The following is a 12,307-nucleotide window of genomic DNA, read 5'->3' on the forward strand; positions in this document are numbered from 1 at the left end:
AGGTGACCCGGGCCTCCATTGACGGATGTCGATCTGCTTGCCGCACCTTCGGGAGGGTGAAATGCAGGATCTGCGGGAAACCTGGACTCGCGTAGGACTTCCTTCATTGCGCCCCGTATAAGTTCGTAGGGGGGCGCGAGACGGAGGTTCGGCCCCATGCGCGCCAACAGGATTCTGATCGCTGACGACGATCCGCTGCTACGCGCCTTGCTCGTGCACCGCCTTTCCGCCGACGGATATCAGATCACAACCGCCGAGGACGGAAGCCAGGCGCTTGAGGCCATCGCGACGCACAAGCCTGATCTCATCGTTCTCGACGCCCTGATGCCGGTGATGGACGGGTTCGAGGTGCTGCGCCGCCTGAAAGCCGGAGGATTGTCGGACGCGCCGGTAATCATGCTGACGGCGCTCAAACGCGAACAGGACATCGTCGGAGCCCTTCAACTCGGCGCCGCCGACTACCTGGTCAAGCCGTTCATACCGGACGAACTCGGGCATCGGGTCCGACGTTTGCTGCAATCGGCGAATCTGGCGGAAGGATCGGGCCGTGATCGTCGCCCCGCCTGAGCCCGTCCCGTTCGTACAGGTCGATCCGCAGGGCCTGTATCAGTCGGCGGTGGCGGATCGCATCGAAGGACGTCCGGCCGAGGCCGTGCCGAAGCTCGAGCAGGTTCTCGCCGTCCAGCCGGACCATGTCGACGCGAGACTCAATCTGGGCCTGGCGCTTCTGGCGCTCGGCCGCCTCGACGAAGCGGAGGCGACCCTTCTCGGCGTGACCCGACAGAGTCCCACCTATGTGGACGCCTGGGTCGGTCTGGCGCGTATCGGGCAACGACGCGGCGATCTGGAGGCGGCCCGCCGCGCGGCCGATGAAGCGGCCCGTCTGGCCCCGGAAGACGCCGAGGTCCGCGCGCTGCGGGCTTCCCTCGCGCCGCCTCCGCCATGGCGCGTCGAGATCACCGGAGCGAGGAGCCGCCTGTCCGCTGGTCTCCCCGACTGGACAGAGGCCCGCCTTGCGGTCTCGCGCGGTCTTGCAGAGGGCTGGAGCGCGGGCGCTGCGGTGGAAGTCACGGAGCGGTTCAACAACACCGACGTCTACCTCGAAGCGCGACTGGACCGGACCTTCGACGGCGGGGAATTCCATGTGGTGCTGGGCGGCGCTCCCGACGCCGACTATCGCCCGGAGATCGCGCTCGCCGCAGGCGGGGCGGTGCGACTGGCCGACGGTATCTCCGCCACGCTCGACGCCTCGGTGGCCCGGTATCCGACGGGCACGGTAACGGGTCTGCATCCCGGCGTCCGGGTCGAGTTGCCAGGCGACCGGGTGCAGTTGGCGGCGCGCTGGATCAACGTCCGGGACGAGAACGGCGCCCATCGAAGCGGCTATACCGCCCAGGTCCGCTGGCAGGCGACGGACCGGATCGCCTTCCGCGGCGGCTATGCGGACGCCCCGGAATCCTCTGACGGCGCGACCGTCGACGTGAAGGCCTGGAACGTGGGAGCCGAGGTGGGGCTCACAGAGCGCCTCGTGCTGAGGATCGGCATGCTGTCCGAAGACCGTCAGGTCTATGACCGGGACGAACTGTCCCTGGGGCTGGGCTGGCGCTTCTGATGAGCGGGTTGCTGCTGATATGGTCGACCTCGGTCGTCCTTGCAGCCGTGGCGCTGCTATGGATGATCGGCCTGATCGTCGCGCGAATATGGCGGGAACGCGGGGAAGTTCGCCGCCGGGATGATCTTCACCTGATCCAGCAGGTCTTCCTGGATGTCATGAACGGCTCGGGCGACGCCGTCGGCCGACTTCAGCACGTCAAACACCGGGCGCGACTGATGGCCGAGTCGCTTCTCGAGGTCATCGCCCTCGTGCGCGGCGCCGAGCGGGAGCGCCTGATCTCGGCCCTGGCGGCCTTCGGGGTGGACGAAATCTTCTGTCGTCGCCTGTCCCGCGGCTCGGTCGCTGGCCGGATCGCCTCCGCCGAGGCCTTGTCCATCTTTCCGGGCGATCGCACTCGCGAGGCGTTGCGCCGGGCGGTGGCGGGCGCCCGGACAGGAGAGCTTCGCGTCAGCCTGATGCGGTCACTGATCGAGATCGACGCACCGCCCGCCCTGCGCGAGGTGCTGGCCGACCTCGGCGGCCGCAAGGCCTCTGAATCCCTGCTGTACCTGCCGCTGATCGCGCGGCTGGTCGCGGACGACACGATGACCGCCCTGAAAGCGTTCGGCGATCCCCAGGTCGCCGGCGAAGCCCGGGTCGTTCTCGCCGAGGCGCTCGGCGCCAGCGGGGACTACCGGGCGCTGAGACCCTTGTGCATCGCGGCGCGGGCGCCCGATATCGAGCTGCGCATCGCCTCCATCCGGGCCTTGGGGGCCTTGGGGCATCCCGCGGCGGAGCCGACGATCCTGACAGGGCTGCAGGACAGGATATGGATCGTGCGCTCGGCGTCGTGCGAAGCCGCCGGCCGCATCGGCCTGATTTCGGCCATGCCACGACTGGAAGAGCAGCTCGACGACCCCCAGTGGTGGGTCAGGTTCCGGGCCGGCGAGGCTCTTGCGGCTCTCGGGACGGCCGGACACCAGCGCCTGCGCGCGGTCGCCATTTCGGGCGGCGACCTGTCCCGCCGGACCGCCTCGATGGTTCTGGCCGAACGCGAACTGGCGGCGGCCGCGTGATGGCGTTTGCAGCCCCGACCCTTGAGGACTTCGCGGCGGCGCTGGCGTTGTTCGTGGTCAGCGTCGGCCTGCTGCAGAACCTGATCTACCTCATCCAGCTGGCCCTCGCCGCGGCGGCCCTGGTCGAGAGGCCGCCGACGGCCTCGAGCAGTCTCCTGTGGAGGCGGTACGCCGACGCGGCCCCGCCGATCGCCCTGCTGGCCCCCGCCTACAACGAGGCGATGACGATCGCCGAAAGCATCCAGTCGCTGCTGTCGCTGCAATATCCGAGCTTCGAAGTGATCGTCATCAACGACGGGTCGAGCGACGCGACGCTGCAGGTTCTGATCGACACCTTCGAACTCCGTCCCATCCAGCGTCACTATGAACTGGCCATCACCCACCGCCCCATCCGGGAGGTTTACGGCGCGGCCCACCAGCCCCGGCTGATCGTCGTCGACAAGGAAAACGGGGGCAAGGCCGACGCGCTCAACGCCGGCATCAACGTCTCGCGTGCGCCGATCTTCTGCTCGATGGACGCCGACTCCCTGCTGGAACCGGACGCCCTGCTGCGCGCCGTCCGTCCGTTCGTCGAGGACCCCGAACGGACGGTGGCGGTTGGCGGAACCGTTCGGGTCGCCAACGGGTGCCGGATCGCCCACGGGCGGGTGCTGGACGTGCGGCCGCCGAGGAATCTGCTGGCGCTGCTGCAGACCGTCGAATATCTGCGCGCCTTCCTGATGGCGCGTCTGGCATGGAGCCGGATCAACGCCCTGACCATCATTTCCGGCGCGTTCGGCCTGTTCCGCAGGGCGAGGGTCATCGAGGCGGGCGGTTATACCCACGGGACCGTAGGCGAGGACATGGAGTTGGTGGTCAAGCTCCACCGCCTGATGCGGGACAAGCGCCTCCCCTACCGGATCGCCTTCGTCCCGGAGCCGGTCTGCTGGACCGAAGTTCCTGAGGATCTGCGGGTGTTGGGCCGGCAGCGCGCGCGCTGGCATCGGGGAGCGCTGGAGACGTTCGAACGGCACTGGGATGTTCTGATCAAGCCGCGCTACGGCCGCGTGGCCGTTGTCGGGTTCGGCTACATACTTCTGGTCGATGTGCTCGGGCCGGTGGTGGAACTGCTCGGCTATGTGCTCATCCCGCTGTTCTGGATATCCGGCGTCCTGGCCGTCGAATACATGCTGGCCTTCGTGGCGGTCAGCTTCACCTTCGGCGTCGTCATCTCGGTGGGCGCCCTCGCGTTGGAGGAATCGGAGCTGCGGCGGTTCCCCCGGGCGCGGGACCTCGCGCTTCTGACCCTCGTGGCGGTGCTGGAGAATTTCGGATACCGCCAACTGAACAACCTGTGGCGGCTGCGCGGCATCTGGCAGTATCTGCGCCGCAGCCAGTCCTGGGGGACCATGACGCGCAAGGGGTTTGCGGCTCCAGCTTCGGTTCCGGCCCCGGTCATCGGGGAGAAGGTCCTATGACCCGCCGGAACATTTCGAGACAGGTCGAACGCGCGCGGGTCGATACGGTGCAGCACCTCCGCATCCTCGATACGCCGCCGGAACTCCGGTTCGATCGGCTGACCCGGCTGGCCGCCGATATTTTCAACGCGCCCATCGCCCTGGTGTCCCTGGTTGATGAGGACCGGCAGTGGTTCAAGTCCCGTCAGGGGATGAATCCGCCGGAGACGGGACGCGGGGACCCCTTTTTCGGCCACGCCGTCAACGAGCCGCCCGGCGGTATCCTGATCGTGCCGGACGCGACCCGCGATCCGCGCTTCGCCGACAGCGCGCTGGTGAAGGGAGCCGATGGCCTGCGCTTTTACGCGGGAGCGGTCCTGACGACGCCGTCCGGCCATAATGTGGGAACCCTCTGCATCAGGGATCGGGCGCCCCGGACCTTCAGCGACGTTGACGCCCGCCGGCTTCGCGAACTGGCCGATCTGGTCACCGAGCAGATCGAGCTGGCCCGCGAACGCAGCGTGGCCAGGGACACGCGGCGTCTGCTGGATCTGGTCGAGGCGGTGTCGCGCGTCGGACATTGGCGCCTCGAGGTTGATACCGGCGAAGTGACCTGGTCGGACGAGGTCTATCGCATCTTCGGCTTCCCGACCGATCAGCCCCTGTCGCGCGACGCCGTCGCGGCGGTTTACGCGCCCGAGGACCGGGCCCGGCGCGACGCCATGATGCGCAGGGTGATCGAGGACGGCGGCGAGGAGGCCTTCGAAGCCACCATCGTGCGTCCGGACGGAGAGCGCTGTCGGGTGGTTGCGAGCGCTCTGCGCGAGCTGGACAGCGACGGCCGCGTCGATGCGGTGTTCGGCGTGGTTCAGGATATCACCGAGCGATACACAGCCATGGAACGCATGGCGCGCAGCGAGGCGCGATATCGGCTTCTCGCCACCCATATGGACGACGTCATAACCCGGCTCCGGCCGGACGGGCGCAGCAGCTACATCTCGCCGGCGGTGAAATCGCTTCTGGGCTACCGGCCCAGCGAGATGGCCGGCCGGCCGGCGCAGGATTTCGTGCATCCCGACGACCGTCCGGAATTGCTCAAGGCCTTCCGCAAGCTTTCGGGCAGCCTGCGCCGATGCACCTTGCAGCAACGCGCGCTTCGCAAGGACGGGACCTCGGTGTGGGTGGAAACCAGCTTCCAGGCGGTGAAGGACGACGCCGGCAAGACGCTCGAAATCATAGCAGTGATCCGCGACCACTCGGTGCAACATCGCCTGGAAGAGGACCTGCGGGAGGCGCGAGACCGGGCCGAAGCGGGCTCCGAGGCCAAGTCGCGCTTCCTCTCCAACATGAGCCACGAACTGCGCACCCCACTGACCAGCGTCATCGGCTTCTCGCGGATATTACAGGCCCGGGACGGACTGGGCCCGGTCGAACGCCAGTGCGCGGACAGGATTCTTCTCTCCGGAGAGGTCCTGCTGGCGGTGATCAACGACATCCTCGACTATTCGAAGCTGGAAGCGGGCGCCGTGAGCCTGGAGCAGCGGCCCTTCGACCTGCGGACCGTGCTGCGGGAGGCGGCGGAGATCGTCCTCGGCCAGATCGAGGAGAAGGGCCTCTGGTACGCGCAGGACATCGCCGAAGCCGTACCGCAAACCCTGATCGGGGACCCGGGTCGCCTGCGGCAGGTCTTGCTGAACTTCCTCGGCAACGCCGCGAAATTCACTCAACGCGGCGGCGTGAGTGTTGCGGTCGGCGCCACGCCGCTCAGTGAAAACCGGGTTCAGATTCGCATCGCCGTCTCGGACACGGGCGTGGGCGTGGAGCCGGAGGCCGCCAAGGCGCTGTTCGAACGCTTCGTGCAGGCGGATCAGTCGACCAGCCGCCGCTTTGGCGGCACCGGCCTGGGCCTGGCGATTTCAAGGGAACTGGTCGAGCTCATGGGCGGCCGGGTCGGGATGGAAAGCATCCCCGGCCAGGGATCGACCTTCTGGTTCGAGGTCCCGCTGGGTGTTCCGGAGTAATGCGATGGATGCGTTTTGTGTTCTTCACGTTGACGATGACGAGAACATCCGGGCGCTCACCGCGCTCGCCTTCACACTGACCGGCGGCGGGGAGGTTCGCTCGGCGGCGTCCGGCTCCGAGGCGCTGGAGGTCTTGGCGACCGGATGCCGGCCGGATTTGATCCTGCTGGATGTCATGATGCCCGACATGGATGGCCCGGCCGTCCTGACCAGGGTGCGCGCGTTGCCAGCCCACCGGAACACGCCCGTCGTCTTCATGACGGCGCAGACCCAGGATCACGAAATCGCGGGGCTGATGGCTCTCGGGGCGGCGGGGGTGGTGATCAAGCCGTTCGATCCCATGACACTCGGCCAACAGGTGCGCGCGCTCCTGGATGAGCATGGCCGATGACTGATCCGCTGGAGCATTTGCGAGCCCTCTTCATCGAGCGGTGCCGGACCGATCTGGAACAGCTCGGGGCCCTCGAGCCGGATCATCCGGACATCGGGGTGATCGCCCATCGTCTGGCGGGGGCGGCCGGCTCGTTCGGCTATCCGGAGATCAGCGTAGCAGCCGCGGTGGTGGACGACCGGGTGCGGTATGGTCCCAAGCCTACGCCGGAGGAGGTCCGTGAGATGAGGCGGGCCATGGAAAAGGCCATGGCGCCAAGGTGATCGTCAGGGAGGGCCCCGCGCTCCTGTTCCATGGGAATGGCAACCTGGAAAGTTGTACGCGCGAAGGTCTCCAGCGCGCCAAGTGCGGACATTTGCGAGCGCCGGAAACACGACCTCCAGCCGGAGCGGCATCTCGTCCGATGCCGCTCACACCCCGGCCGCTCACCAACTCAACATACGGCCCGCCGAGGCGGCCCCGATCGCGGCTGCGACAACGACACCGAGTGTGTACCAGGTCACCACGAAGGCCGGCGACAGCTCGGGGCAGAACAGGAGCCCGTACGCCGAGGCGGCGACAGCGCCCGCCGAGGCGCCCACCGCGGCCCCTGTGACACGCAGATCCGTGGGAGCCATCCGGCGAAGTGTATAAACGAGGATCGGCGCCGGGAAGATCGCCAGGGTGGCGATGTTGCGCGCGCAAACCCTCCAGGTCTCGCCGAACAGGGCGGTCACCCGATCGTTCTTTGCCATTGTGGCCAGGTCGCCCACGCTCACCATGACGCCCACCGCCAGCACAGCGGCCAGCAGCGCGAGGGCGGGCTTGAGGGTCACGCCGGGCCGTCCCGATCTCAGAGCCAGCCAAATGACGGCGCACGCGAGAGCCGTGGCATAGGCCACCTTGAACAGGAATTGCAGGCGCGCGAGGTCGAAGACGAAGTTCAGGCGAAGTCCGAAAAGGAGCAGGACGCCCACCACGGCCGCAGCGCCGGACAGAAGGATCAGGGCTGTAGCAGGCGTCTCGCGACGTCTCACGCTCAGGTTCAAGACCAGATCTTCGATCAGGTTTTCAGTCGTTGCGGATCTCATAACTTCGCCCTTCGGCCAACGACAGGCCGATGTCTGGATCCAGCCATGAAGGTCATGGCGTCCATCAACCCTGGTTCACCTTGAGAACCTGTGGCCAGTTCGCGCGGCCCCGCATGATGGCCCCCTCGATGTCCTGCTCCCACAGCGCCTTCGCACGCGCGTTGAAGTTGAGGAACAGCTGGCCTTCCACGATGCGCCACTGGAGAGGATCGCCCGGGGCGATATAGCCCTGGCTAACGGCCCAGGCGCAGTACCCGCCGAACTGGGGGGCATGGCGTTCGGGGTCGGCCCTGAAGCGAGTCAGATTCTCCGCTGTGGCGAAGCGCCAGGTGGCGTTCTTCCATTCGAACTCATGAGCGCTGTTTCCCTCAGCGGGTCGGCCATCCAAATGATAGCTCACCGCGTCGTACCCGCGCAGGGCCAGTCCGGCCCCGGAGACATCGATGGGCGGCTTGTCCGCCGTTTTCGCGGAGACGACGGCAGGCGAAACGGCCGCACTGGCGAGAAGAAGGCTAAAGAGACGACGGTTCATGACGGGCTGCTTTCGGTGGGAATGCGTCCTCCATCATTCGTCACCGGGGGGTCGGCGGTTACACCGCCCCATACCGCTTTCGACTGACCGCCCCCTTCACCAGCGCAAGGCGAAATGTCCGGCTGCAGCGCCCGTCAGCCCGGCGGCGAGAACGCCCAGACTATACCAGGTGGCCACGAAGGCGACGCTCACTTCCCCGCAGTACAGCAGCCCGTAGGCCGTCGCCGCGATCCCGCCGGCGGCGACCCCCAGGGCGAAGCCGGCCATGCCCGGTCGGGTCGGCGCGAACTTCCGGGCCGACAGAAAGACCAGGGGGGCCGCGAACAGGGAGATGACGAAGATATTGCGGCCACAGACTGTCCAGCTATGACCGAGCCACGCCGCCAGCCGATCGCCTTGCGGCATGGCGGCCAATTCGATCCCGCCGCAGGCGACGGCGATGATCGCGATGGCCACAAGCGAAACCGCAGGTCGCCGCACGTCCGCGCCGGGCTTGCCGAGACGAGCGCCGAGCCACAACGCTGTCGACGCCAGAACCAGGGTGTAGGCCGCCTTCCACCAGAGCGCGGGACCCTGAAAAGCGTCAATGAAATGGGGGCGTACGCCCAGCCACAAGACCACGCCGAGAACGGCAACGGCTGCGGCCCCCGCGAGCAGCGGCGCACTGAGCCTCGCGGGGCGTGCGGGCTCAAGGCCGGCGGCCAGGGCGTCGATCAGATCATCAGTCTTCATTTGGCATCACACTGGCGCTGAGCGCCTTCATTGAGCGGTGGACGCTGACCTTGGCGGCGCCCTCTGTAAATCCGTTACGCGCGGCGGCCTCCGCCAGACTGAAGCCCCCGATCCTGACATCCTCGATCAGTCGCCGCTGCCGCAGCGGCAGAATGGCGAGAACCTTCTTCAGATCCCCGCGGATCGCGCCATTCTCCACGGTATGCTCCGCGAGCAGGACGGAGGCTTCCTCCAGCGGGACGATCGTGCGACGCCCCAGTTTCCGGAAATGGTCGATCAGCTTGTAGCGGGCGATGGCATAGACCCAAGCGGTGACCGGCAAGGATCTGTCGTAGCTCGCGCGTTTGGCGTGGATCGAGATCAGACAGTCCTGGACCAGATCTTCGGCGTCAGCCTCGCGACCGGTCAGTCGGCGTTTGAAGAAGGGCGTCAGAGCCGCCCGCAATTCCCTCAACAGGAGCCGCCACGCGTCCGGATCCCCATCGAGACCTCGGAGCATGTACGCCTTGAGCTCGGCTTCCTTTTCAACCACGCAGCGCGCTGTTCTTCGTATTGACCCACGCAGGCGTGTTCGTCGGCGCCCCCAGGGAGGTTACAGACACCCCCGCCGCCGCCGCGAATTATTTTCTCGCCGGACGGGGTAACCTTCTCCGGGGGCCGGTCGAACCCCTTCCTGTCAGGCCGTTCCATGATGGACCGGCCCCCACAGGAGACCCTCCATGAACACTCACGCCAAGATCCTCGTCGGCGCCGGCGCGCTTCTGGCCGTCAGCGCCACGGCCGCCGTCGCGCAGAACCGCCCGGCCGCCACCGAAATGGAGAAGTGCTACGGCGTGGCCCGCGCCGGCCAGAACGACTGCGCCGCCGGCCCCGGCACCACCTGCGCCGGCACCTCGACACGCGACTACCAGGGCAACGCCTGGAAGCTCGTGCCCAAGGGCACCTGCACCACGATCCGCACGCCCAAGGGCAACGGCTCGCTCAGCGTCATCCCGAACCGCTGATGTCTGCGCCGACCGCCGGGCTGAGCTTGAAGCCCCAACATTTCGCGGAAGCGGAAGCCTGTCCGGCGGTCGGGGTCCAGGACGGCCTGTGGTTCGAAGTTCATCCTGAGAACTACATGGTCGATGGGGGTCCCCGTCTGACCTGGCTGGACCGCATCCGCCAGTCCAAGCCCCTCTCGTTACATGGCGTCGGGATGTCGCTGGCTGGCGACGAGCGTCCGGACCCCGTTCATCTGGCCCGGTTCCGCGCGCTCGTCGACCGCTTCGAGCCCTTCGTCGTGTCCGAGCATCTGGCCTGGTCACGGCGGAACAATGTCTATCATCCCGACCTTCTTCCCGCGCCACGCGACAGCGAAATCCTGACCCTGGTCTGCGATCACATCGACGAAGCCCAGGCGGTGCTCGGCCGACCGCTCCTGATAGAAAACCCGACCGCCTATCTGCGCCTGACCGGCCACGTTTGGGATGAGGTCGACTTTCTGGCGGAGATCGCGCGCCGAACCGGTTGCGGCCTGCTGATCGACGTGAACAACGTCCACATCAGCTCTGTAAATCTGGGCTTTTCCGCCGAAAGCTGGATCGACGCCGTTCCGGGCGAACTCGTGGGAGAGATTCACATCGCCGGACACCGCCCGGATCCGGTCTGGGGTGAGGACCTGCTGATCGACAGCCACGACAGTCCGGTCGCGGACCCGGTCTGGCGGATCCTTGAGCGCCTCGTCGATCGCATCGGTGCGCGTCCGACCCTGCTTGAGCGGGACGGTCAGGTGCCTCGCTTTGACGACCTTCTGAGAGAGCGCGGTCGCGCCGCATCCACCCTCGCCGCTGTAAAGGCCGCCGCATGACCCGTTTCCACGCCGCTTTTGAAAACGCGCTTGAAGGTCGGTTCGATGATCTCTGGCCGCATCTTTCGGCCGACGACCGTACGCTCGGCGCCGTCGCCGTCTATCGCAACACAGCGACGAAGGGTCGTATCGACGCGCTGGAACTCAATTTTCCGACCGTCGCCCAGATGGTGGGCAGCGAATGGTTTCGCGCCGCCGCCCGCGAGTTCGTTGAAGAACGGCCGGGGAACGACCCTGTTCTCGCCGCTTTCGGTGCGGGTTTCCCGGATTGGCTGAACCGGTTCGAGCCGGCGCAGGAAATGCCCTTCCTCGCGCCCGTCGCCCGTCTGGACCGAGCGTGGACGGAAGCCCACTTGGCGCAGGAGGCGAATGTCCTCGATCTGCCGCTTGCCGCCAGGCTCGGCTATGCGTTGTTCGGCAAGCCCGCACGCCTGCATCCTTCCGTGAGCCTGTTCTGGTTCGACTGGACCGCGCCGTCGCTCTGGCTTTCCCACCGCTATCCGGCGATGGCCTCCGACCTCGAGTGGCGGCCCGAGCCCGAAGGCCTGCTCATCCACCGGCGAGGCGCGGAGGTGCAGGCGCGCCGTCTTGATCGGGTCGAGTGGACCTATCTCGATGCCTGCCGGCAGGGCCGACCCTTCGGGGCCGCCGCTCTCGCCGCCAAGGGGGCGGCGCCAGGTCGGGACCTCACCGCAACCTTGGCCGAGCTGATCAATCTCGGTGTTTTCGAAACCCCTGAAATGGCGAGACCAGCTGCATGACGCGAATAGCGCAACTTCATCAAACCCTGTCTTCGGCGATCCCCGAATGGGCTGTCGGCCTGATCCTCCGCCTTGGGATTGCCGCGCCCTTCTTCCTGTCTGGCCGGACCAAGGTCGAGGGTCTGCTGACGATCTCGCCCTCGACCATTTTCCTCTTCGCCGAGGAGTACCGCGTCCCCCTGGTGCCGCCGGAGATTGCCGCCCATCTCGCGACATACGCGGAGCACGCCCTTCCCATCCTGCTTGTCCTCGGGCTCGCCACCCGCCCGGCCGCCCTGGGCCTTCTCGGGATGACCCTCGTGATTCAGCTGTTCGTCTACCCGTCGGGCTGGCCGACCCACCTGCTCTGGGCCGGACCTCTCTTCTATCTGATCGCTCGCGGCCCTGGCGCCGTCAGTCTCGATCGCGTCCTGAAGCTCGACCAGGGCCTCGACGGGCGACACCCGTCAACTCCGTCCGACCAGGTCGGGCGGAGATGATCCGTGCCTGGACCACCGATCAGGATCGCGAGGCCCCGAACTCCAACCAGGCGTCTCGTCCGCAGCCAGCCCGCCGCGCTGCGGACCCCGCGGGCGGTTCTGCGGCGGAATAGCCCTTACGCGGCGCGTCACTTCGTCCCCGCGGTCGCGGCGTCTCATTCCATGACGTCGACCCCATCCGGGTCAACGTTAGCTTCGCGCCAGGTGCGGACATTGGGCCACGGCCCGAGAAACGACTTCGGCCTGCACGCTGCAGGTGCGCTTCCCCCCCGCAGGCTAAGGTCAACAGGAGCCTCTGGACAGCGGCCTGGCGCCGCCGGCGGCCAATCAGCGAGCGGCTCGCAGCCGCATTGCCGGGACCGCGTA

General features: G+C 67.1%; 15 protein-coding genes. 11 read left to right on the top strand and 4 right to left on the bottom strand.

The window, feature by feature from the left end:
- Positions 1–156 precede the first annotated feature (156 nt).
- Genes BrevBR_RS10000 through BrevBR_RS10030 form a run of 7 tightly spaced genes read left to right on the top strand, consistent with a single transcriptional unit; the run spans position 157 to position 6,781 of the window.
- A complete protein-coding gene (locus BrevBR_RS10000; protein ID WP_332641514.1) occupies positions 157–567 on the top strand; it encodes a response regulator transcription factor in 411 nt (136 codons plus the stop codon).
- Positions 548–1,612 (top strand): YaiO family outer membrane beta-barrel protein, encoded by a 1,065-nt coding sequence (locus tag BrevBR_RS10005; protein ID WP_340000833.1) that lies wholly within the window; start codon positions 548–550, stop codon positions 1,610–1,612. Before BrevBR_RS10000 ends, BrevBR_RS10005 begins: the two co-directional genes overlap by 20 nt.
- Positions 1,612–2,670 carry a HEAT repeat domain-containing protein gene (locus BrevBR_RS10010; protein WP_340000834.1) on the top strand — a complete coding sequence of 353 codons (1,059 nt, stop codon included), beginning with the start codon at positions 1,612–1,614 and terminating at the stop codon, positions 2,668–2,670. Before BrevBR_RS10005 ends, BrevBR_RS10010 begins: the two co-directional genes overlap by 1 nt.
- Positions 2,670–4,127 (top strand): glycosyltransferase family 2 protein, encoded by a 1,458-nt coding sequence (locus BrevBR_RS10015; protein ID WP_340000836.1) that lies wholly within the window; start codon positions 2,670–2,672, stop codon positions 4,125–4,127. The genes BrevBR_RS10010 and BrevBR_RS10015 overlap by 1 nt, the downstream gene beginning before the upstream one ends.
- Complete coding sequence (locus BrevBR_RS10020) at positions 4,124–6,127, top strand: PAS domain S-box protein (protein WP_340000837.1); 2,004 nt, start codon at positions 4,124–4,126, stop codon at positions 6,125–6,127. The genes BrevBR_RS10015 and BrevBR_RS10020 overlap by 4 nt, the downstream gene beginning before the upstream one ends.
- A gap of 4 nt (positions 6,128–6,131) precedes the next feature.
- Positions 6,132–6,518, top strand: a complete 387-nt coding sequence (locus tag BrevBR_RS10025; RefSeq protein WP_340000838.1) for a response regulator — start codon at positions 6,132–6,134, stop codon at positions 6,516–6,518.
- Entirely contained in the window at positions 6,515–6,781 is a 267-nt protein-coding gene (locus tag BrevBR_RS10030) for an Hpt domain-containing protein (protein ID WP_340000839.1), read from the top strand. Before BrevBR_RS10025 ends, BrevBR_RS10030 begins: the two co-directional genes overlap by 4 nt.
- Before the next feature lie 162 nt (positions 6,782–6,943).
- Here BrevBR_RS10030 and BrevBR_RS10035 read toward each other — a convergent pair whose 3' ends face one another.
- The 4 genes from BrevBR_RS10035 to BrevBR_RS10050 form a co-directional block, all read right to left on the bottom strand.
- The gene (locus tag BrevBR_RS10035) at positions 6,944–7,546 is read right to left on the bottom strand and encodes a DUF1109 domain-containing protein (RefSeq protein ID WP_340000840.1); all 603 of its coding nucleotides are present in this window, start codon (positions 7,544–7,546) and stop codon (positions 6,944–6,946) included.
- 106 nt (positions 7,547–7,652) lie between these two features.
- A complete protein-coding gene (locus BrevBR_RS10040) occupies positions 7,653–8,120 on the bottom strand; it encodes a YHS domain-containing (seleno)protein (RefSeq protein WP_340000841.1) in 468 nt (155 codons plus the stop codon).
- Between the two features lie 96 nt (positions 8,121–8,216).
- The gene (locus BrevBR_RS10045) at positions 8,217–8,852 is read right to left on the bottom strand and encodes a DUF1109 domain-containing protein (RefSeq protein ID WP_340000842.1); all 636 of its coding nucleotides are present in this window, start codon (positions 8,850–8,852) and stop codon (positions 8,217–8,219) included.
- A complete protein-coding gene (locus tag BrevBR_RS10050) occupies positions 8,842–9,351 on the bottom strand; it encodes a sigma-70 family RNA polymerase sigma factor (RefSeq protein ID WP_340000843.1) in 510 nt (169 codons plus the stop codon). The genes BrevBR_RS10045 and BrevBR_RS10050 overlap by 11 nt, the downstream gene beginning before the upstream one ends.
- 220 nt (positions 9,352–9,571) lie before the next feature.
- On the opposite strand from BrevBR_RS10050, the gene BrevBR_RS10055 reads away from it, so the two are divergent.
- Genes BrevBR_RS10055 through BrevBR_RS10070 form a run of 4 tightly spaced genes read left to right on the top strand, consistent with a single transcriptional unit; the run spans position 9,572 to position 11,941 of the window.
- Complete coding sequence (locus BrevBR_RS10055; RefSeq protein WP_340000844.1) at positions 9,572–9,856, top strand: BufA1 family periplasmic bufferin-type metallophore; 285 nt, start codon at positions 9,572–9,574, stop codon at positions 9,854–9,856.
- Positions 9,856–10,701, top strand: a complete 846-nt coding sequence (gene bufB / locus BrevBR_RS10060) for an MNIO family bufferin maturase (RefSeq protein WP_340000845.1) — start codon at positions 9,856–9,858, stop codon at positions 10,699–10,701. The genes BrevBR_RS10055 and bufB overlap by 1 nt, the downstream gene beginning before the upstream one ends.
- Positions 10,698–11,462 carry a DNA-binding domain-containing protein gene (locus BrevBR_RS10065; protein WP_340000846.1) on the top strand — a complete coding sequence of 255 codons (765 nt, stop codon included), beginning with the start codon at positions 10,698–10,700 and terminating at the stop codon, positions 11,460–11,462. The genes bufB and BrevBR_RS10065 overlap by 4 nt, the downstream gene beginning before the upstream one ends.
- Complete coding sequence (locus BrevBR_RS10070; protein ID WP_340000847.1) at positions 11,459–11,941, top strand: DoxX family protein; 483 nt, start codon at positions 11,459–11,461, stop codon at positions 11,939–11,941. Before BrevBR_RS10065 ends, BrevBR_RS10070 begins: the two co-directional genes overlap by 4 nt.
- The last annotated feature ends 366 nt before the right edge of the window (positions 11,942–12,307 follow it).

The organism is Brevundimonas sp. BR2-1 (genome assembly GCF_037626195.1).
In the GTDB taxonomy this organism is placed as follows: Bacteria; Pseudomonadota; Alphaproteobacteria; order Caulobacterales; family Caulobacteraceae; genus Brevundimonas.